The 19,343-nt window shown below is 67.4% G+C and carries 22 protein-coding genes; 12 read left to right on the top strand and 10 right to left on the bottom strand.

The annotated features are described in order from the left end of the window. Positions 1-139: 139 nt before the first annotated feature. From NM1_RS24495 to NM1_RS24510, 4 genes are all read left to right on the top strand, one after another. Entirely contained in the window at positions 140-1,825 is a 1,686-nt protein-coding gene (locus NM1_RS24495) for a hydroxysqualene dehydroxylase (protein ID WP_255286217.1), read from the top strand. 58 nt (positions 1,826-1,883) lie between these two features. Next, positions 1,884-2,510 (top strand): pyridoxamine 5'-phosphate oxidase family protein, encoded by a 627-nt coding sequence (locus NM1_RS24500; protein ID WP_068024196.1) that lies wholly within the window; start codon positions 1,884-1,886, stop codon positions 2,508-2,510. 56 nt (positions 2,511-2,566) lie between these two features. Continuing rightward, the gene (locus NM1_RS24505; protein ID WP_174556910.1) at positions 2,567-3,802 is read left to right on the top strand and encodes a Mur ligase family protein; all 1,236 of its coding nucleotides are present in this window, start codon (positions 2,567-2,569) and stop codon (positions 3,800-3,802) included. Positions 3,803-3,878: 76 nt separating this feature from the next. Further along, positions 3,879-4,589: a type 1 glutamine amidotransferase gene (locus NM1_RS24510; protein ID WP_068024199.1), complete on the top strand. Its 711-nt coding sequence runs from the start codon at positions 3,879-3,881 to the stop codon at positions 4,587-4,589. Between the two features lie 2 nt (positions 4,590-4,591). On the opposite strand, the gene NM1_RS24515 is transcribed toward NM1_RS24510, so the two are convergent. Next, positions 4,592-4,996 (bottom strand): type II toxin-antitoxin system VapC family toxin, encoded by a 405-nt coding sequence (locus tag NM1_RS24515; RefSeq protein ID WP_246011675.1) that lies wholly within the window; start codon positions 4,994-4,996, stop codon positions 4,592-4,594. Further along, positions 4,993-5,268 carry a type II toxin-antitoxin system Phd/YefM family antitoxin gene (locus NM1_RS24520; protein WP_068024201.1) on the bottom strand — a complete coding sequence of 92 codons (276 nt, stop codon included), beginning with the start codon at positions 5,266-5,268 and terminating at the stop codon, positions 4,993-4,995. The genes NM1_RS24515 and NM1_RS24520 overlap by 4 nt, the downstream gene beginning before the upstream one ends. Positions 5,269-5,487: 219 nt before the next feature. Here NM1_RS24520 and NM1_RS24525 point away from each other — a divergent pair, with 219 nt between their 5' ends. Together NM1_RS24525 and NM1_RS24530 are read left to right on the top strand one after the other, a co-directional pair. Beyond that, entirely contained in the window at positions 5,488-7,110 is a 1,623-nt protein-coding gene (locus tag NM1_RS24525; RefSeq protein WP_068024280.1) for a GMC oxidoreductase, read from the top strand. A 272-nt stretch (positions 7,111-7,382) separates the two neighbouring features. After that, a complete protein-coding gene (locus tag NM1_RS24530; protein WP_068024282.1) occupies positions 7,383-8,234 on the top strand; it encodes a hypothetical protein in 852 nt (283 codons plus the stop codon). A gap of 51 nt (positions 8,235-8,285) precedes the next feature. On the opposite strand, the gene NM1_RS24535 is transcribed toward NM1_RS24530, so the two are convergent. The 4 genes from NM1_RS24535 to NM1_RS24550 all read right to left on the bottom strand — a co-directional run bounded on the left by NM1_RS24535 (position 8,286) and on the right by NM1_RS24550 (position 11,029). Beyond that, positions 8,286-9,494 (bottom strand): low temperature requirement protein A, encoded by a 1,209-nt coding sequence (locus NM1_RS24535; protein ID WP_068024204.1) that lies wholly within the window; start codon positions 9,492-9,494, stop codon positions 8,286-8,288. A 67-nt stretch (positions 9,495-9,561) separates the two neighbouring features. Beyond that, complete coding sequence (locus NM1_RS24540) at positions 9,562-10,017, bottom strand: SRPBCC family protein (protein WP_068024206.1); 456 nt, start codon at positions 10,015-10,017, stop codon at positions 9,562-9,564. A 177-nt stretch (positions 10,018-10,194) separates the two neighbouring features. Continuing rightward, positions 10,195-10,380 carry a DUF1918 domain-containing protein gene (locus NM1_RS41455; RefSeq protein ID WP_084519988.1) on the bottom strand — a complete coding sequence of 62 codons (186 nt, stop codon included), beginning with the start codon at positions 10,378-10,380 and terminating at the stop codon, positions 10,195-10,197. A gap of 61 nt (positions 10,381-10,441) precedes the next feature. Beyond that, positions 10,442-11,029: a TetR/AcrR family transcriptional regulator gene (locus tag NM1_RS24550; protein ID WP_068024212.1), complete on the bottom strand. Its 588-nt coding sequence runs from the start codon at positions 11,027-11,029 to the stop codon at positions 10,442-10,444. 74 nt (positions 11,030-11,103) lie between these two features. On the opposite strand from NM1_RS24550, the gene NM1_RS24555 reads away from it, so the two are divergent. Continuing rightward, positions 11,104-11,679: a dihydrofolate reductase family protein gene (locus tag NM1_RS24555; protein ID WP_068024214.1), complete on the top strand. Its 576-nt coding sequence runs from the start codon at positions 11,104-11,106 to the stop codon at positions 11,677-11,679. 123 nt (positions 11,680-11,802) lie between these two features. On the opposite strand, the gene NM1_RS24560 is transcribed toward NM1_RS24555, so the two are convergent. Beyond that, positions 11,803-12,222, bottom strand: a complete 420-nt coding sequence (locus NM1_RS24560) for a secondary thiamine-phosphate synthase enzyme YjbQ (protein ID WP_068024285.1) — start codon at positions 12,220-12,222, stop codon at positions 11,803-11,805. A 16-nt stretch (positions 12,223-12,238) separates the two neighbouring features. Further along, a complete protein-coding gene (locus tag NM1_RS24565; RefSeq protein ID WP_068024217.1) occupies positions 12,239-12,703 on the bottom strand; it encodes a MarR family winged helix-turn-helix transcriptional regulator in 465 nt (154 codons plus the stop codon). Between the two features lie 124 nt (positions 12,704-12,827). Here NM1_RS24565 and NM1_RS24570 point away from each other — a divergent pair, with 124 nt between their 5' ends. The 4 genes from NM1_RS24570 (at position 12,828) to NM1_RS24585 (ending at position 16,450) form a co-directional block, all read left to right on the top strand. After that, positions 12,828-13,301 carry an SgcJ/EcaC family oxidoreductase gene (locus NM1_RS24570; protein ID WP_068024220.1) on the top strand — a complete coding sequence of 158 codons (474 nt, stop codon included), beginning with the start codon at positions 12,828-12,830 and terminating at the stop codon, positions 13,299-13,301. Positions 13,302-13,369: 68 nt separating this feature from the next. Continuing rightward, the gene (locus NM1_RS24575; RefSeq protein ID WP_068024289.1) at positions 13,370-14,635 is read left to right on the top strand and encodes an aspartate kinase; all 1,266 of its coding nucleotides are present in this window, start codon (positions 13,370-13,372) and stop codon (positions 14,633-14,635) included. Between the two features lie 2 nt (positions 14,636-14,637). Next, positions 14,638-15,672, top strand: coding sequence for an aspartate-semialdehyde dehydrogenase (locus NM1_RS24580; RefSeq protein WP_068024224.1), 1,035 nt, complete (start codon positions 14,638-14,640; stop codon positions 15,670-15,672). 199 nt (positions 15,673-15,871) lie between these two features. Continuing rightward, positions 15,872-16,450, top strand: a complete 579-nt coding sequence (locus NM1_RS24585; RefSeq protein WP_068024227.1) for a hypothetical protein — start codon at positions 15,872-15,874, stop codon at positions 16,448-16,450. 18 nt (positions 16,451-16,468) lie between these two features. Here NM1_RS24585 and NM1_RS24590 read toward each other — a convergent pair whose 3' ends face one another. Further along, the gene (locus NM1_RS24590) at positions 16,469-17,059 is read right to left on the bottom strand and encodes a TetR/AcrR family transcriptional regulator (protein WP_068024230.1); all 591 of its coding nucleotides are present in this window, start codon (positions 17,057-17,059) and stop codon (positions 16,469-16,471) included. A gap of 90 nt (positions 17,060-17,149) precedes the next feature. Between NM1_RS24590 and NM1_RS24595 the strand changes: the two genes are divergently transcribed. Continuing rightward, positions 17,150-17,587 (top strand): nuclear transport factor 2 family protein, encoded by a 438-nt coding sequence (locus NM1_RS24595; RefSeq protein ID WP_068024293.1) that lies wholly within the window; start codon positions 17,150-17,152, stop codon positions 17,585-17,587. Between the two features lie 10 nt (positions 17,588-17,597). Here NM1_RS24595 and NM1_RS24600 read toward each other — a convergent pair whose 3' ends face one another. Next, the gene (locus NM1_RS24600) at positions 17,598-18,836 is read right to left on the bottom strand and encodes a serine hydrolase domain-containing protein (protein WP_246011676.1); all 1,239 of its coding nucleotides are present in this window, start codon (positions 18,834-18,836) and stop codon (positions 17,598-17,600) included. Between the last annotated feature and the right edge of the window lie 507 nt (positions 18,837-19,343).

Consider the following 19,343-nt stretch of genomic DNA (forward strand, 5'->3'; position numbering starts at 1 on the left):
TCGGACCTACCGGGCCGGACGCCGGAGTCGAGCGCTTACAGTAGGCCCCGGCTTGGAGGTCCGATAGATGGCAGAACGGCAGGGGGCCGTCTCGCGGAGAACGATGCTTCGCGGGTCGGCGGGTGTACTTGTCGGGGGGATGACGGCGGGCGCGGCGATGCGGCGACCGGGGCGGGCTGCGGCGGATGCGGGTCCGCGGGTCGCGGTATTCGGGGGTGGCGTGGCCGGTCTCACCGCTGCCCACGAGTTGGCCGAGCGCGGTTTCGGGGTGACGCTCTACGAGCGGCGCGCGCTGGGCGGCAAGGCGCGCAGCATCCCGGTCCCCGGTACCGGCCGCGACGGCCGCCCCGAACTGCCCGGCGAGCACGGGTTCCGCTTCTTTCCCGGCTTCTATCACCACCTTCCGGACACCATGCGGCGAATCCCGTTCCCCGGCAAGGCAAACGGAGTGTGGAGCAATCTGGTCCCTGCGGCGGAGGCGCGGTTCTCCCGGCAGGACACCGACGACGCCATTCTTCCCATGCGCAGCGGCGGCAGCCGGGGATGGGCCGGTCCGGACGACTTCCGGCAGACCGTGGCATCGCTCGTCGCCACCTCCACGCGGATGCCCGCGGCCGATGCCGCCTACTTCGCCAACCGCCTGCTGGTATTCAACAGCAGCTGCGACGCCCGCAGATTCGGCCAGTGGGAGAACCTGCCCTGGCGCGACTTCGTCGGTGCGCGGGGACGTTCGCACGAGTTCCGCGCCCTGCTGTCGCGCACGCTGACCACGCTGCTGGTGGCCGCGAAGGACGAGCACGCCAGCGCCCGCACCATCGGGAACATGGGGGAGCAGTTTCTCGGCAACCCGCTCGAGATCGGCAATGACGGCCCGCTGGACCGGGTCCTCGACGGGCCCACCAACGAGGCGTGGATAGATCCGTGGGTCCGGCACCTGCGTGAGCTGGGTGTGCGTTTCGTGACCGCCGAGTTGCGCGGCCTGGACGTGCGCGACGGCCGGATCTCGGGTGCCCGGATCTCCGACGGAAATACCGTCGCCGCAGACTATTTCGTATCGGCGGTGCCGGTCGAGGTCGCCCGCGCACTGTGGACGCCCGAGATCCTCGACGTGCAACCGGAATTGGCCGCGATGGATCGGCTGGTCACCGACTGGATGGCCGGGATTCAGTTCTATCTGCGGCGCCCGGTACATATCGCTCGCGGGCACACCGCGTACGTCGATTCACCCTGGTCGCTGACCTCGATCGCGCAGAACCAATTCTGGTCGCGCGCAAAGCTTTCCCACTACGGCGACGGCACCGTGCAGGACTGCCTGTCGGTGGATGTCTCCGACTGGAGCACGCCCGGTGTGCTGTTCGGCAAACCGGCCGCAGAATGCACCCACGACGAGATCGCCCGCGAGGTCTGGGCGCAACTGCAGGAGCATCTGAAGGGTTCCGCGGAACTGCGCGACGGGGACCTGCACTCGTGGTCCCTCGATCCCGGCATCACCTGGGATGCCGCGCGGCGCGGCAACCGCAACGCCGATCCGCTGTTGATCAATACGGCCGGGTCCTGGTCGGCGCGTCCACAATCGCACGGCGCGCTCGAAAACCTGTTCCTGGCAGGCGATTACGTGCGAACCAACGTGGACCTCGCAACCATGGAGGGAGCGTGTGAGTCGGCCCGCACGGCGGTGAACGCACTGCTGGACGTGTCCGGTTCCGATGCCGAACGCTGTCGGCTGTTCACGCTGTATCGGGCAGCGGAGCTGGAACCGCTGCGCCGACTCGACGCGGGGCGCTACGCGAGCGGGCAGCCCAATCTGTTCGATGTGCCGGTCTGAGAATTCGATTGCTCACAAACCCCTGGCGTCGCGCGACGATCGGCAGTTCAATCATGGGATGAGTGAGATCACGACCGCCGCCGAGCTGCGTGAGCTGCTCGGCGAGCCGAACCATCGCGCGGCCACCAAGGAACGTGTCGCGCTGCATTCGCGCGACCGGCAGTGGATCGCCACCTCCCCCTTCGTCGTGCTGGCGACCAGCGACGCCGACGGCAACTGCGACGCCTCGCCGAAGGGCGATCCGGCGGGCTTCGTGCAGGTCGTGGACGACCGGACCATCGCGATCCCGGAGCGCCCGGGCAACCGCCGCGCGGACGGCTACCTCAATATTCTCGCCAATCCGCATGTGGGCGTGATCTTCCTGATCCCCGGCCGCAACGAGACCCTGCGGATCAACGGCCGTGCCCGCCTGGTGCGCGACGCGCCGTACTTCGACGACATGATCGTCAAGGGCCATCGCCCGGTGCTGGCCGTCGAGGTCGCGATCGAGCAGATCTTCTTCCACTGCGCCAAGGCGTTCATGCGCAGCAGCCTGTGGAAACCGCAGGGCTGGCCGGTCGACGAGCTGCCCGGCCCCGCCCGGTTGGCCAAGGAAGTGCAGCCCCACATCACCGAGTCCGTCGAGCAGTTGGAGCAGTACTACTCGCCGGAGACCTACGAAAAGCTGCTGTACGAGCGCCGGTAGTCAAGCTCACGTCGGCCGCTCGCGCGCTGGGAACGCCCCACCAATAAACTCGCGGCGTGGCAGACATCTCGGTGCGCGGACGGCTCGCGCTGCGCGCGGCGGCGACGGCGTCCTGGGCCTCGCAGAAGGCCGGTCGCGGTAAGGGTTCGATGATCGGTGGCCTGATTGCGCTGCTGATCGATCCGAAGCTGATGACCCAGCTCGGCCGCGGGCGGCGCACGGTGCTGGTGACCGGCACCAACGGCAAGTCCACCACCACCCGGATGACTGCGGCCGCGCTCGGCACGCTGGGGCGGGTGGTGACCCAGGCCGACGGCGCCAATATGGACGCCGGGATCGTGTCGGCGCTGAGTACCGATCGCACCGCGCCGCTGGCCGCGATCGAGGTGGACGAGCTGCACCTGCCCCATGTCGCCGACGCGCTGGACCCGGCCGCGGTGGTGCTGCTGAATCTGTCTCGCGACCAGCTGGACCGGGTCGGCGAGATCAACATGATCGAACGCAAGCTGCGCGCGGGCATGGCGCGGCACCCCGATACGGTCCTCATCGCCAACTGCGACGACGTGCTGATCACCTCCATCGCCTACGACCATCCCAACGTGGTGTGGGTGGCCGCCGGGAGCGGCTGGGCGGTCGACGCCACCAGCTGCCCGCGCAGCGGCGAGCCGATCGTGTGGGAGGGTACGCACTGGCGCAGCACCGGTGCCGACTTCCATCGCCCGGAGCCGGATTGGTGGGTGGACGAGGAACACCTGTACGGGCCGGACGGCCTGAAACTCCCACTGCACCTTGCGCTTCCGGGCCGCGCCAATCGCGGTAACGCGGCACAGGCGGTGGCGGCGTCGGTCGCGCTGGGCGTGCGGGCCGAGGCGGCGGCCGAGGCGTCCGGAACGGTGCGCGAGATCGCCGGGCGCTACCGCAGCGTGCAGGTGGGCGACCGCCGCGCGCGGCTGCTGCTGGCCAAGAATCCGGCCGGTTGGCAGGAGGCGCTGTCGATGATCGACCCGGCCGCAACGGGTTTGGTGATCGCGGTCAACGGCCAGGTGCCCGACGGAGAGGATCTGTCGTGGCTGTGGGATGTGCGCTTCGAGCATTTCGAGGGCACCCAGGTGGTGGCCGCCGGTGAGCGCGCCACCGATCTCGCGGTGCGCCTCACCTACGCCGGGGTGGAGCACACCACGGTGCCGAATCCGTTGCGCGCCATCGCTTCCTGCCCTCCTGGTCAGGTGGAGGTGCTGGCCAACTACACCGCGTTCCGCGACCTGAACCGCGATCTGGAGGGCCGGACATGAGCGAGCTTGCGAGCGAACAATCAACACAGCCGGGCTGTTCGCTCGTGCTGGAGCCGAGCGCCAGCGAGGTGGAGGCATGAGCGAATCGACCGTGCGCGTCGGGCTGGTGCTGCCCGATGTGATGGGGACCTACGGCGACGGCGGCAACGCGGTGGTGCTGCGGCAGCGGCTGCGGCTGCGCGGATACTCCGCCGAGATCGTCGAGATCACCCTGAACGACCCGGTCCCCGAATCGCTGGACGTCTATCTGCTGGGCGGCGCGGAGGATTCGGCGCAGCGGCTGGCCACCCGGCACCTGCAGCGCTATCCGGGCATGCAGCAGGCCGCCGCGAGAGGCGTTCCGGTGCTGGCGATCTGCGCCGCGATTCAGGTGCTGGGCCACTGGTACGAGACCTCCGGCGGCGAGCGGGTCGACGGCGTCGGCCTGTTCGACGTCACCACCGCACCGCAGGCCGAGCGATCCATCGGCGAGGTGGCCACCACGCCGCTCCTCCCCGGCCTCTCGGCCCCGCTGACCGGTTTCGAAAACCACCGCGGCGGAACGAAACTCGGCAGCGACGCGTCCGGTCTGGCGCGGGTCACCCGCGGCGTCGGGAACGGGGTGGGCGACGGCCTGGAGGGCGTCGTCCAGGGCTCGGTACTGGGCACCTACATGCACGGCCCCGCCCTGGCCCGCAATCCGGAACTCGCCGACTACCTGCTCATGCGCGCCCTGGGCGTCGACGAACTCTCGCCGCTGGACCTGCCCGAGGTCGACCAGCTGCGCCGCGAACGCCTGCGCGCCTGATTTCAGACAGCCAGAATGGGAACGTCGTATTTTCGGCAGTACGGATCACGCGTGACCAATATCAGGTTCTCGCACTGCGCTTGTGCAACGAGAATGCGATCGAACGGGTCACGGTGAATCAATGGCAGGCGCCCGGCTGCGAGGGCATGTTCACAGTCGATATTCAGCTGAACGAAGCCACTGTCACGAATCCGTTCCGGCAGATCTTCAGGTCCATCGAGCTTGCCGATGGTTTGTTTGATCGCGACCTCCCACACGGTCGCAGAACTCACGTACACATCCGGTTCGTGGGCGAGACGTTCCTTGACATCGTCTCGCAAGGCCGGATCGGCGTTGAGCCACCACACTGCGACGTGCGTGTCCAGCAGCAAGCCACTCGCGGGCGGATCACCCGCGAACTCATTCACGGCAGCATTCCGAAGTCACGGGCTATCTGTTCGTTCGTCTCGTCCGAGTCCCAATCGGGTGAGAGTGTGAGTCGACCGCGCAACGAGCCGTAACTGGTCCGATTGACCCGCCGCACCAGTGGCACCACCTTCGCCACTGGATGGCCAGCACGGCTGATGACGATCTCTTCCCCTCGCTCGACTCGTTCGATGATGCGGGACAGCTGCGTCTTCGCTTCGTGGATATTGAACTGCCCGGGAGCATCGAACCGCTCAGCAGCATTGCCTGCCATGACACCTCCTTAGCTAGGAGCTTAGTCCATAGGTGAGATCGTCGCCAGTGGTCTGTGTTGGGGGCGGTCATGTCGCCATGTCGGCGGTGATGTGACCTGAGCACGCTGTATAGCAGCATGCTATGTATCTGAGCTGATGGCGACCCCGAATCTGTTGAGCCGGAAGGCATCTGCCGGGTACTCTTCGCGCGGCCATGCGCGATGAGGGAGGTGGCCCGGGTGCGCAGACGTACCTTCATGAAGGCCGCCGGAGCGGCGGCGCTGCTGGGTGCGGCCGGGTCCGCGCACGGCGTCGGTACCGCTGCGGCCGATCCGCTCTGGAACGAGCTGTTCCGCGGCTGGGTGCCGGAGATCTTCGCACCGCTGCCGGATCCCCCCGAGCATTCGCCCGCCATCGTCGTCGGCTCCGGATTCGGCGCGGCGGTCACGGCGCTGCGGCTGGCCGAGGCGGGCATCGCGAACACCGTCCTGGAGCGCGGCTCGCGCTGGCCGAACGATCCGTGGCGGGAGATCTTTACCGGCGACGACCTGCCCGACGGGCGCGGCTTCTGGCATCGCACCAGCTTCACCGGCGTCACCAAGGTGCCCATGCAGTTCGCCGACTTCGGCGGCGTCCTCGACGTCACCGAGTTCAACGGAATCGACGTGTGGCGCGCAGCGGCCGTGGGCGGTGGCTCGATCGTGTTCACGGGTGCGATGGTCGCCCCGGAGCGCCGCTGGTTCGACCAGATCTTCGGCGGCGCCGTCGATTTCGACGAGATGGACCGGGTGTACTACCCGAGGGTGCGGCAGCAGCTGCGGCTGAGCCCGCTGCCGCCCGACCTGTACGGCACGTCCCCGTTCAGCCATTCGCGGCGCTGGGACGAGCAGGTGCGCAAGGCCGGCTACCAGCCGCAGGCCAACGACTCCATCTTCAACTGGGACATCCTGCGTGGCGAATTGTCCGGCGGGACAAGGCCTTCCGCGACGGCCGCGCGAAGCAATCTCGGCAACTCGAACGGCGCGAAGTTCGACCTGAACCAGAACTACCTGAAATACGCCCAGGGGACCGGCAAGTCGGGGGTGTACGCGGGCCATCGTGTCGACTCCATCGCGCAGGAGCCGGGCGGCCGCTACGTCGTCACCGTGACCAAGCTGGATCCGACCGGCGCGGTGCTGGCCACCCGCACCCTCACCTGCGACCGGCTGTTCCTCGGCGCGGGCTCGGTCGGCACCTCCGAACTGCTGGTGCGCGCCCAGGCCACCGGCGCGCTGCCACGCCTGAACGAGCACATCGGCGACGGCTGGGGCACCAACGGCGACGTCGTGCTGGCCCGGGTCGACAATTCGCTGTCGGGCACCGGTCAGGGCGTGCCGAGCGTCAGCCGCATCTTCGACGACTCCGGAATGCCGCTGACCCTGGAAAGCTGGTTCATTCCCGGCATTCCGATGGAGACCGGCGCGCTGGCGTCGCTCGGCATGGTGCTGGACCCGACCCGTGCCCGCTTCGGCTACGACGCCGGTCGCAACAGGGCCACCCTGAGCTGGCCGCGCCCTGCCCAGGACCAGGTCGTCCAGGCATGCCGGGCGGTCGACCAACGCATCGCCCAGCGCGCAGGCGCCGTATTCGACTACGTCACCCCGCTCGGCTACGACGCCAACGCCGTCTTCACCGCCCACCCGCTGGGCGGGGCGGTGCTGGGCCGCGCCACCGACAACTACGGCCGGGTGCACGGGCATCCGGGGTTGTACGTGGTGGACGGTGCGGCGATTCCGGGCAGTACGGGCACGGTGAATCCCTCGCTCACCATCACCGCCCTCGCCGAACGCAACGTGGAAGCGATCATCCGCGCCGGTAAGTGAGCGGCCGGAAAAGAATCCCGCCCGGCGCCCCGCTGTCCCGGCAGGCGCTCCACTTTCCCGGCATGCTTTTGGCCGGGATCCCCATATGCGGGAGTGGCTCGCCCGTGCGCTTGTCGGATGATGTCGCGAGCCGGATGGCGTAATTGTGACGCGTGGCGTGCTCGGGACGTCTGCGGATGCGACGGTGTGATCCGGTTGCCGCCCGAGATCTGCCCGATGGTTGCCCGGAGCTATTACCCTCGGCGGGACCGTTCGATGTGGAAGGGATCGCCGTGTCGCAGTACAGCACCGGTACGGACGCTTGGGGTCGGACCGGCACGGGGTGGGCGGGCAAGCCCGAGCCCGCGGCCGGGCCGGAGAAGTACCCGCGCAAACCACCGGCGCTGTGGACGGATTTCGTCATGCTCGCGCTGGCCGTGGTGTCGGTGGTGCTGGTCGGCTGGGTGACCTTCTTCTCGGTCCCGCCCGGCGCGTACCACGCGATCGTGATCGCCGACTACACCATCTGCGCGATATTCGCCGCCGAGTTCCTGTGGCGCTGGCACCGCGCGGGCTGGCCGTGGACGTTCCCGTTCGTGTACTGGTACGAGGTGCTGGGCATGATCCCGGTGACCAGCCCGCTGTTCCGCGGCTTCCGGTTGCTGCGCATCGTGGTGATCCTGGTGCGGCTGGCCCGCGTCGCCGACCGCGCCTTCGGCGACCGGGTGACCGCGGCCGTGGTGAACCGCTCGGTCGGCACGATCGTCGAGACCATCAAGCGCCCGGTGACGATGGCGGTGCTGGAGGAGGTCGCGACGGTGCTGCGGGCGGGGCAGTACACCCGCAATATCGCCGCCGCCCTGGAGGAGAACCGCGGCGAACTCGACGCCATGATCGTGGAGTTGATCCGCAAGGATCCGCAGATCGGCCGGGTGCGCTACCTGCCCTTCCACGAGGACATCATCCGGACCATCGCCGATATCAGCTTCCGCATCCTGTTCCAGGCCCTGTCCGACCCGCGCACCGACGAACTGATCGGAGACGTGTTGCGGGAGAACGTGAATCAAATGCGCGAGGCAGTCCGAGAGGGCGTCCAGGTCCCCGAGACCGTAGCCCACGCGGCCCCCGCGCCCCGAGAGCGCTGACGCCATTCCCGGCATGCCATCCCCTCTTTCCCGGCATGCTTTTGGCCGGGATCAATGTTCGCTCCCGTGCCGAATCTCCTCCCGTGGCTCGGCGAAACGCACTGTCTCCCAGACGATCAGGGCCAGCAGCACCGCGCACATCAGCCCGAGCTGCGCCATCGCGGGCAGGTGCCACGCCACGGGGACCAGCGCGGCGAGCACCACGGCGGTCACGATCCGCGCCGTCGACACCTGCCCGGTGGCGTACTGCTTGAATCCGACCAGCGCGATCAGGTACGCCACCACGCCGCCGTACAGCGAGAACAGCGGAATCCCGTGCAGCGCATCGTGTAACGAGTGGCCCTCCGCGCCGCCGAGGTAGTTGAGCACCTTCTTCAGGCCGAGCGAGAGCGCGATGATGCCCGCGATCATCGGAAAGTGCCAGTAGGTGTAGCAGTTTCGCGCGATCTGGATGCGCCGCTCGCCGCGGGCGCGGATCAGCGCCCGCTCCACCGTCGCGGCCGCCACGTCGAAGTAGGCCCACCACAGCAGGCCCGAAACGGTCAGTGCCAGTAGCGATCCCACGGTGATCGGCCAGGAGATGGGCAGCCCGGCGACCCCGATGCCGATCGAGACGATGGATTCACCGAGCGCCACGATGACGATCAGCCCGTGCCGCTCGGCGAAGTGGCTCACGGAATTCACGCGCCACTCGTTGCCCGCGAAGAAGGTCCACAGCATGTCGCCCGCGATGGCGGCGATCCACAGCAGCAACTGCGCCGTCCCGTGGTTCAGGGCGGCGATGATCAGCAACGTGGTGCCGATCGTGATCGAGCCCGCGGCCCAGCGGGTCACCTGCCCGCGCAGCTGCGTGTCCTCGCTGCTGGCCAGCCAGAACACCCACAGATGCACCAGCCGGATCACCAGGTAGCCGATCGCGAACACCAGCGGCGCGTACCAGCCGCCGGGCATGTCGTGGAATGCCTCCGGAATGACGAGCGCGACGATCAGCGCCGCACCCATCGCGACGAACATCGCCACCCGCGCGATGCCTTCGTCGGCCTTCACCACATTGCCCAGCCAGGCGTAGGCGATCCACACCCACCACATGACCGCGAGCACCAGCAGGGCCCGCAGCATGTTCGCGGCCGTGGCCTCGTGCGCGGCCAGATCGGTCACCTGGGTGAACGCGAATACCAGCACGAGATCGAAGAACAGCTCCAGCTGTGTCACCGAGGCGTCCTCGGAGACCACGCGAATCCGCCGTTTTACACCGGTCATGGGGGATATCGTGCCAGGTCCCGGCGATTTCGGCGCGGTGCTGAAATCTTCGGCGGGGTGGGTGAACTCAGCCGACTTCGTAGTTCTCGAACCGGAACTTCTCGATGAACTCGATCAGGTTCTGCACCGCTTCCTCGTTGACGCGGGCGATGCTGCGTTTCATCAGAATTCCCGGCACCGGGATCGGCAGATAGAGCTCCGCGTGGTACCAGACCTCGGTGCCCTCGTCGGTGACGTCGAGCTCGAACCAGCCGCGACCGCCGCCGCCGGCGCCGCTCTCGATCACCTCCCAGGTGATCCGATCGTCGGTGCAGTCGTATTCGATGACCTGGCGGTCGGAGTTGCCCAAAGGTGTCACGGTGGCGTACACCCGCTTGGGGCGCCCGTAGTCATCGCGAGTCGCCACGCGCACGTCCTTGTGCGACGGTGACCATTCCGGAATCCGATCGACCGCGAGCAACGCTTCCATGACCTGCTCGGGATCGATATCTATGACGAATCGATGGTCGGTCTTCGTGCGCATGTCATGCCCTCCACCCCCCAAATGCTTCGGCCCGATTGTCTCCGGGGTCACACCGCTCGTCAACCGGGTGGTTTGTTAAGCAGACAGACTCGATCGGCGCAAGAGTCGCAAGGCCTTTCACCGCTATCGGCTGGTCCGGCTGTGGCGACTCGTCGCGGAGGGCGTGGGCGAGTCCGGTCAGTGCTGCGGGACGATCTCGCATTCGGGGCCCGGGAACATCAGGCTTTCGCGCCCGTCATCGAACCGGACCACGAATGGCGGGTTCCCGTCGTCCCCGCGCACTTCGATGATTTCGCCCGTCTGGACGCGCATCCCCACCACTCGGCTGTGCACCAGAAGTTGGTCACCGACATTCGCTTGCATGACCGCATTATCGGCCGACAGTGATGAGCATCACAAGGTGGTCGAGTGCCATTCGGCGCCGCTATCCGCGGTCGGCATCCTCGGGGATCGCGCGCGCGACCGCGGCGCGCATCAGTTCGCTGCTCTGCTCCTCGGTGAAGATTTCGGGCAGCGTGAGCCTTTCGAGGATGAGCCAGTTCAGCGACAAATACAGCAGCAGCACGGTGGTCTCGTCGCCGGGCATGTTGTTGTCCAGATGGTTGCGGACGTTGAAATCGATGTCGGCGCGCACCCGCTCGGTGAGGACCTCCTGCAGTTCCGGTCGCCGGGCCGCCTCCAGCCGCAGTTCCAGCTGTGCCAGGTAGCCGGTGCGGAAGGCGGTCACGCGCTCGACGACCTCGGACATCAGATCGGCGACCGCGTCGCGGGTCCTGGGCACGGTGGTGACCTGCGCCAGCGTTTCGGGGCTGGGCTGCAGGCGCTCGTAGTACCGGCTGCCGACCTGGGTGAGCAGGTCGTCGCGGTTGGCGAAGTAATTCGAGGCCGTGCCCGCGGGGACGGCGGCCTCCTTGTCCACCGCGCGGAACGTGAGGCCACGCGCCCCGTCCCTGGCCAGGACCTCGATCGCGCCATCCAGCAGGGCTTGCCGACGTTCCGGATTGGTCCGCACTTGACACCACTCCATTCGTAGTACTACATTCGAAATCACTACAGACAGAGTACAACAAACAAGGCGGTAACCAAATGCGAAAGCTCGTCTACTACGTCGGCGTGTCCCTGGACGGCTACATCGCAGGTCCGGGCGGCGAGATCGACTTCTATCCGGTGTCCGACGAGATGACGGCCTGGATGAACGAGCGGTACCCGGAGGTGGTCCCGACGCACATCCGGCCGCACGTGGGAATGGCCGTCGACGTGCCCAACAAGGAGTGGGACACGTTGATCATGGGCCGCGGGACCTACCAGCCCGCGATCGACGCCGGCATCCCCAGCCCCTACGCGCACATGAAGCAGTACGTCGTGTCGTCCACGCTCGGTCCGGTCGACGACCCGAACGTCGAGGTCGTGCAGGGCGACCCGGTCGAGTTGGTGCGGCGGCTGAAGCAGGAGGAGGGCCGCGACATCTGGCTCTGCGGCGGCGGGAAGCTCGCGAGTCAGCTCGTCGACGAGATCGATGAACTCATCATCAAGAGCTACCCGGTGATCGCGGGCGACGGTGTGCCGGTGCTGTCCGGCAACTTCCGCCCGACGCTGTTCCGCCCGACCCAGCGCCACGGATTCGACAACGGCGCGCAGGTCACCTGGTTCACCCGGGCGTAGGCCCCGAATTCACAAGTGTCGACAGACTATTCAACGAAGGTGGTATTCCCATGCGAAAGCCGGTCCGTAACTACGCCGTTCAGCAGCGGTTCGCCAATCGCCCCGTGCGTCCCATCCCCAACGTCAACTGGGGTCGGCAAGGAAGGAGAGGCGCACCCGGCGGTTCGGGTTGTCGACGTTGAGGTCGACGAAGGCCACCGACTGCCAGGTGCCCAGCGCCATCTCGCCGCGCAGCACCGGGAGGGTGGCATAGGGCGCGATCAGCGCGGGCATGACGTGAGAGCGGCCGTGCCCGCGCGTGCCGTGCGCGTGCCGCCACCGGTCGTCGGCGGGCAGCAGATCGCGCAGCGCGGCCAGCAGGTCGTCGTCGCTCCCGGCGCCGAGCTCGATCAGCGCGATCCCGGCGGTCGCATGCGGGACGAACACGTGCAGCAGGCCGTCGCCGCCGGCCGCGGCCTCGCGCAGAAAGGCCGCGCACTGCGGGGTGAGGTCGTGGACGACTTCGGCCCGCCCCGTGGTCACCTCGATCTCTGTGCTCTTCATGATCCCCATCGTCCCCCTATTCCCTCTCCCGCAGCCTCGTGGTCACGAGCAGCGAGGTCTCGTGCAGGCGGTCGAACAGCTCGAGCAGCAGTTCCAGCTGCTCGGTGCTGTAGTCGCCCATGATCTTTCCGAATTCCTGCGCCAATAATTCGTAATGCGGCGCGATCTCCGCGATGCGGTCCTCCGCGGCGGTGACGATGACCCGGCGGCGGTCCTGAGCGTCGTGTTCCCTGGTGACGAATCCGGCCTTGAGCAGGCGATCGATCATCCGCGTGACCGCGCCGGTGGTGAGCCCCGTGCGCACCGCCAGGTCGCCGGGCGTGGCGGGACCGCCCAGGCGCAGCAGATTCAGGCAGCGCAGATCCGTCACGTGCAGGCCCAGCCGGTCCGCGACGGCCTGGTGCATCATCACCGCGTCCGTCGCGTTGCGCTGTGCGGCAAGGGTGAGCTGCTCGCCCAGATCCGCCTTGTTCGTCGTCACCGCATCTCCCGTCGTGGCCGAATCCCTCGGGGCTTGACGATATCCTCTCGCTCGAGCATCATCTTACTGATGCAACTATTGAGTTGTGCAGTTAGTGCTTGAATCAATAGACCGGGAGACTCTCATGACCGACCGCAGTGCCGACGAACTGGCCGTCCGTGCCGTCCTGGACCGCGCGAGCGCCGCCTGGGCGGCGGGCGATGCCGCCGCCTACGCCGCCGTTTTCGCGTCCGATGCCGACTACGTGACCTTCCTCGGCACCCATCACAAGGGCCGGGCCGACATCGAGGCGAGTCACGTGCCGCTGTTCGAGAAGTTCCAGAAGGGTTCACGCCAGGACGGCGAGATCACGCAGGTGCGATTCCTCACTCCGGACGTCGCCGTCGTGCACGGCAGGGGTGCGCTGGTGAAGGGCAAGCAGCGCCGCAATCGCCGCAACACGAAGGTGCAGACCTGGGTGCTGGTCCGCCGCGGTGGAGATTGGGAAATTTCGGCTTTCCACAACACGAAGTACGCCTGGATCCTGGCTCCGCTGACCGCGAAGTTCGACGCTCGGATGGCTCCCTCGGCATTGCCCCCGGTGGAGGTGCATCGATAATCGCTGGATCCCGATCGGTACTCTGGGGTCCTGGTAATGCAGCTAGTCGATCTTTGGAGGACCCCGTCGTGGCTCTCGTCGTTCAGAAGTACGGAGGATCCTCGCTCGAGTCAGCCGAGCGTATCCGGCGCGTCGCTGAGCGGATCGTGGAGACGAAGAAGCAGGGCCACGACGTCGTGGTCGTCTGCTCCGCGATGGGCGACACCACCGATGAACTGCTGGACCTGGCCCAGCAGGTGGCACCCTCGCCGCCGCCGCGCGAGATGGACATGCTGCTGACCTCGGGCGAGCGCATCTCCAACGCGCTGGTCGCCATGGCGATCCACTCGCTGGGTGCGGAGGCGTGTTCGTTCACCGGTTCGCAGGCCGGTGTGATCACCACCGGTTCGCACGGCAACGCGCGGATCATCGATGTGACCCCGTCGCGGGTGCGTGAGGCGCTCGACGAGGGCTTCGTCGTGCTGGTCGCCGGGTTCCAGGGTGTGTCGCAGGATTCGAAGGACGTGACCACGCTCGGTCGCGGCGGATCCGACACCACCGCGGTGGCGCTGGCCGCGGCGCTGGAGGCCGACGTCTGCGAGATCTACACCGACGTGGACGGCATCTTCACCGCCGACCCGCGGATCGTCCCGGATGCGCAGCGCCTGGAACAGGTCTCCTTCGAGGAGATGCTGGAGATGGCGGCCTGCGGGTCCAAGGTGCTCATGCTGCGCTGCGTGGAATACGCGCGCAGCTTCAACGTGCCTGTGCATGTGCGCAGCTCGTACACGGACAAGAACGGCACCTACGTTTACGGATGGATGGAGGACATCCCCTTGGAGAAAGCAATCCTCACCGGCGTCGCGCACGATCGCAGCGAGGCCAAGGTGACCGTGGTGGGCCTGCCGGACGAGCCGGGCTACGCCGCCAAGGTGTTCCGTGCCATCGCCGATGCCGAGATCAACATCGACATGGTGCTGCAGAACATCTCCAAGGTGGAGACCGGCAAGACCGACATCACCTTCACCCTGCCCAAGACCGACGGTCCCAAGGCAGTGGAGTTCCTGACCAAGCGGCAGGGCGATATCGGCTTCTCGCAGGTCCTGTTCGACGACCACATCGGCAAGGTGTCGCTGGTCGGCGCCGGTATGAAGAGCCACCCGGGCGTCACCGCCACCTTCTGTGAGGCGTTGGCGCAGAATGGGATCAACATCGACCTGATCTCCACCTCGGAGATCCGGATCTCGGTGCTGGTCAAGGACACCGAGCTGGACGACGCCGTGAAGGTGCTGCACAAGGCCTTCGACCTGGGCGGCGACGAGGTGGCGGTCGTACACGCCGGGTCGGGGATCTGATCATGGGCGTGCGCGTAGGCGTTGTCGGCGCGACCGGGCAGGTCGGCGCCGTCATGCGAAAACTGCTGGAGGAGCGCAACTTTCCCGCCGACGAGGTGCGGTTCTTCGCCTCGTCCCGATCGGCCGGGAAGAAGCTGCCCTGGCGCGGTGGCGAGATCGTGGTGGAGGACACCGAGACCGCCGACCCGAGCGGGCTGGATATCGCGCTGTTCTCCGCGGGCGGCACCATGTCGAAGGTGCAGGCGCCGCGGTTCGCCGCCGCGGGTGTCACCGTCATCGACAATTCGTCGGCGTGGCGCAAGGATCCCGAGGTTCCGCTGGTCGTCAGCGAGGTGAACCCGGAGCAGGTCCGCAACCTGCCCAAGGGCATCATCGCCAACCCGAACTGCACCACCATGGCGGCGATGCCGGTGCTCAAGCCGCTGCACGACGAGGCGGGCCTGCAGCGCCTGATCGTCTCCAGCTACCAGGCCGTGTCCGGCAGCGGACTGGCCGGTGTGGACGAGCTCGCCTCGCAGGCGCGCGCGGTGATCGGTGACGCCGAGAAGCTGACGCACGACGGTTCCGCGGTCGAGTTCCCCGAGCCGGACAAGTACGTCGCGCCCATCGCGTTCAACGTGCTGCCGCTGGCCGGTTCGCTGGTCGACGACGGCTCCGGCGAGACCGACGAGGATCAGAAGCTGCGCAACGAGAGCCGCAAGATCCTCGGCCTGCCGGATCTGCTCGTCAGCGGCACCTGCGTGCGCGTGCCGGTCTTCACCGGGCATTCGCTGTCGGTGAATGCCGAATTCGCGCAGCCGCTTTCGGTCGCGCGCGCCCAGGAGATCCTGGCCGGTGCGCCCGGCGTGCGCCTGGTCGAGGTTCCCACCCCGCTGGAGGCGGCCGGTAAGGACGAGTCACTGGTCGGCCGCATCCGCCAGGATCCGGGCGTTCCGGAGGGTCGTGGTCTGGCGCTGTTCATCTCGGGCGACAACCTCCGAAAGGGCGCCGCCCTCAACACCATTCAGATCGCGGAAGTGTTGCTCGCGCAGCGCTGACGAGATTCGCGGAACGGCCGCGGCGGACCACAGCGATCCGCCGCGGCCGTTCTGATTCCCCGCCGACTCGGCTCTTCCTTTTCCGGGATGTTCAATCTTGGTGAAAGGTATGTAACTTCGCCCCCCACCTGGGATTTCTCTGCGACACCACGTCGAATGATGTTGGCGCTCAGGGGTGTTCGATCGCCATGATCAACCAATGGAGGACGAACTGCGTGTACGGCTGAACTGGATTCGTGGGCGTCTCGACTGGTTGCGCGAGCGGGATGCGTTGCTACCGAGGCCCTTCGACGACGATGTTCCCTCCGGAGGGAACCTGCACTCCTACCTCACCTGGCCGGTGCACCCGGACCGGCTGTCGGGGCTGGAGTCGGTGATGGCCGGGGCGCTGGATCCCGGCTTCCGGGAATTCCTCACCCGTGTCGGCGTCGGTGCCGGTCCGTACTGCGGGATCAGCTGGGAGCGGATGGTCCGCTCGGCGAATCGCGCTTGTGCACAACCATTTCCGGGTGGTGAGCAGGGCACCCTCGGCCCGTGCGCGGGTCGGCCGGACGGTGGCTTCCTGGTTATCAGCGACGTCGGCTACGGGGACTTCATCGGCCTGGTCGTCGCCGGTCCCGCCCGCGGCCGGGTCGTCTACCTCGGCTACCGCCGCGGCGAATGGTCGCTGGGCCCGGCCTTTCTCGACTACTACCAGAGCTGGCTCAACCACGCCGCCGCCAGGCTCAATGCCGAGGTGCGGGCCGCGGCGACGGCTCGGCCGGTCGGGTGTCTCTGATCCGGTCGCGAACCCCGGTCACCGGGCGCGCAGGCCGTCGAATACCACGGCGAACGTTCGCGCGCGCTGGTCCTCGTCGGCGCCGGTGGCGTGGGCAGCCAGGAAGGCGCCCTTGAGGATTCGCATCAGATCCTCGGTATCGATATCGGCCCGCACGGCTCCGCGGTCCTGGGCGCGGTGCAGCAGGGCGTCGATCTCGATCACCAATTCCTTTGTCGGACCGCTGGATTCAACGGTGTGGCCGCCTCCGAGGGCCTCGGCCAGATCGCGCTTCACGCCGCCCTCGGCGACCATGCGGTCGAGTAATTCGAAGAACGCCGCGCCCGGATCGTCCGCGGTGGTCAGGGTCCGGGCGTACTCGATCATGCGCTCGACATTGTCGGTGATCGCCGCCTGAAACAACGCCTCCTTGGTGGGAAAGTGCCGGTAGACGGTGCCCGGGCCGACCCCGGCGCGACGAGCGATCTCGTCCAGCGGCACCGAGATGCCCTCGGCCGCAAAGGCTTCGCGAGCGGCGATGAGCACCCGTTCGCGATTGCGGCGCGCGTCGGCTCGCGGCGCGCGGTGGCCACCGCCGGTGGGTTCCCCGGAGGTCCGTTTCTCCTGCACGGCGCGAGTCTACCGGCCGGCCATTGACAAACGGGGCGTGCGTTCCGGATTATAAACGGGGCGTACGTTCCGCTTATGAAAGAGGTTGTCATGGCAGAGACTTCGGTGCAGAGCCCGCGGGCGCTGGTCGAGCAGTTGTTCCGGGAGCTCCCGGCCCGGGATCCGGACGCGTTCGTGAGCCTGCTGGCTCCCGACGCGGTATTCGAGATCCCGTTCACCATCCCTGGTATGCCGGATCGGCTGGAGGGGCGCGAGGCGATTCGCGCGCACCTTGCACAGCGGTGGTCGGGGCTGTCGGGAATCGAGATACACGCGGTTCATCCCCAGGTGTACGAGACCACCGATCCGGGGCTGATCCTGGTGGAGAACGACGTGGACATGACCTGGCCGGGCACCGGGCGGGCCCGAGTTCGCACGTCGGTCAACGTGGTTCGCGTCCGGGAAGGGAAGGTGGTGCTGTTCCGCGACTACATGAACACCGCGCGGCTGGCACGCCTCACCGCGGGGTCGCCGAGCTCTGACGCGTAGCTCGAACGCGTCAGCGGATTCCCGGGGTGCGTGGGTCGGGTCCGAGGCAGGCGAGCAGCGCGCATCCCGGGGGTGCGTCGGTGAAGGGGGGTGCGAGGGGAGTGTTCAAGCAGGACAGCACATTACAGCCGGGGTAGGCGTAGGGGCCGACGCCGAAGACGCCCAGGGTGATGTTCGGGTCGAAGTAGTTGCGGGGGTCCAGGCGGACGGGCGGTTCTACGTACGGGCCCGGATCCGGCACCGGCGGCTCCTGGAACGCCGCGAAGAGCCTGCGGAAGAACTCGTGCGTCAGCTCGGTGGAGTTCTGCAGGGTGCCGCTCACCCCGAGGTTGCTGTGATTGCCGAAGAACCCTGTCCACATCACCGTCAGGTCGAGACTGGGGATGACGAAGACGTTCTGCAAACCCAGCCCCGACATCTCGTATACATCCGAGGGCAGGAACTGCGGCATCTCGACGCATCCCGACCCGACCCAGAACAGATACCCGTAGCAAGGGTTCGCCTCCGAGGGGCGCATCGCCCGGCGCAGATATTCGCCGGACACCACCTGTGTCTCGCCCCACCGGCCCTCGTTGCTCACGAGCAGGCCGAGCTTGGCGAGGTCGTCGGGCGGGATCATCAGGTGGGCGTACCCGTAGGTGTGCCCGGAACGGTCACGGGCCCAGTAGTAGTCGCCGCGCGCGATGCCCAGCGGATCGAACAGTTCCCGCTGCGCGAACTGCTGTAGCGGCTCGCCGACCGCGAGCTCCAGGACGTAGCTCAGCAGATCCACATTGCGCTGGCTGTAGGCGAATTCGGTGCCGGGCGGATCGTCCAGCGGCATGCCGAGTGCCTGCACGGCACAGTTGGGATCGATGGGGACAACCGCGGTGGCGCCCTCGTTGATCAACCCGATGTGCAGTCCGGAGGTCTCGGTGAGCAGGTTCTCGACGGTGATCGAACGATGCGCCTCGTCGCCCAGTCCCGGCGGCAGATAATTGCCGATCGGCGCGGAGATATCGAGTCTCCCCTGATCCCAGGCGATTCCGGCCACCAGCGACACCACGCTCTTGGTGGCGCTCCATACGTTCCAGGGAATGTGACCGGTCTCGGAGTTGTGCGGCCCGGTACCGATCAGGCAGTTGTGCCGAAACACCTGAACGTTCAACCGATTTCGCCCCGCCGCGAATCTCATGGCGGCATCCAGCCGACCGGAGTCCAACCCGACCTGTTCCGGAGTAGCCCGCGCGAACTCGCGCCCCGACGTCACCTCGCACACCGCCCCCGGCGCTTCGGACACCGCCCCTGTCGCTTCGGATGTTGCTCCCGGTTTCTGGGGTTCTGTTCCCGGTGTTTCGGATGTTGCTCCCGGTTTCTGGGGTTCTGTTCCCGGTGTTTCGGATGTCGCTCCCGGTTTCTCGGGTTCTGTTCCCGGTGTTTCCGATACCGCCCCCGGTCCCGCGGGTACTGCTCCCGGCGCTTCGGACACCGCTCCTGGTCTCTCGGGTTCTGTTCCCGGCGCTTCCGATACCGCCCCCGGCCGCTCGGACACCGCTCCGGGCCCCTCGGGTACTGCTCCGGGCGCCGCCGGAACGGGCGCTGCGAATACCCCGCCCGCCGTCAGTCCGATGACCACCACACCCGCCAGCCACCCCAGGATGCGCCCCATGATCTCAGGCTATCCCGCCCACTCCCACCACACAGCCCAATCAGCGGCCGCCGCCACCCCCGCCTGATCCCCACCGCGCCCGTGCGTGCTGGCGCACCTGTACGTGTC

Origin of the sequence: Nocardia mexicana NBRC 108244, assembly GCF_001613165.1 — a bacterium.
Classification (GTDB): domain Bacteria; phylum Actinomycetota; class Actinomycetes; order Mycobacteriales; family Mycobacteriaceae; genus Nocardia; species Nocardia mexicana.

Coding starts and splice junctions, on each gene's coding strand:
- NM1_RS24560 (WP_068024285.1), bottom strand. CDS start 12,222: ATGAAGAGCACAGAGATCGAGGTGACCACGGGGCGGGCCGAAGTCGTC.
- NM1_RS24595 (WP_068024293.1), top strand. CDS start 17,150: ATGGCAGAGACTTCGGTGCAGAGCCCGCGGGCGCTGGTCGAGCAGTTG.
- NM1_RS24495 (WP_255286217.1), top strand. CDS start 140: ATGACGGCGGGCGCGGCGATGCGGCGACCGGGGCGGGCTGCGGCGGAT.
- NM1_RS24510 (WP_068024199.1), top strand. CDS start 3,879: ATGAGCGAATCGACCGTGCGCGTCGGGCTGGTGCTGCCCGATGTGATG.
- NM1_RS24570 (WP_068024220.1), top strand. CDS start 12,828: ATGACCGACCGCAGTGCCGACGAACTGGCCGTCCGTGCCGTCCTGGAC.
- NM1_RS24555 (WP_068024214.1), top strand. CDS start 11,104: ATGCGAAAGCTCGTCTACTACGTCGGCGTGTCCCTGGACGGCTACATC.
- NM1_RS24540 (WP_068024206.1), bottom strand. CDS start 10,017: ATGCGCACGAAGACCGACCATCGATTCGTCATAGATATCGATCCCGAG.
- NM1_RS24585 (WP_068024227.1), top strand. CDS start 15,872: ATGGAGGACGAACTGCGTGTACGGCTGAACTGGATTCGTGGGCGTCTC.
- NM1_RS24520 (WP_068024201.1), bottom strand. CDS start 5,268: ATGGCAGGCAATGCTGCTGAGCGGTTCGATGCTCCCGGGCAGTTCAAT.
- NM1_RS24580 (WP_068024224.1), top strand. CDS start 14,638: ATGGGCGTGCGCGTAGGCGTTGTCGGCGCGACCGGGCAGGTCGGCGCC.
- NM1_RS24500 (WP_068024196.1), top strand. CDS start 1,884: ATGAGTGAGATCACGACCGCCGCCGAGCTGCGTGAGCTGCTCGGCGAG.
- NM1_RS24535 (WP_068024204.1), bottom strand. CDS start 9,494: ATGACCGGTGTAAAACGGCGGATTCGCGTGGTCTCCGAGGACGCCTCG.
- NM1_RS41455 (WP_084519988.1), bottom strand. CDS start 10,380: ATGCAAGCGAATGTCGGTGACCAACTTCTGGTGCACAGCCGAGTGGTG.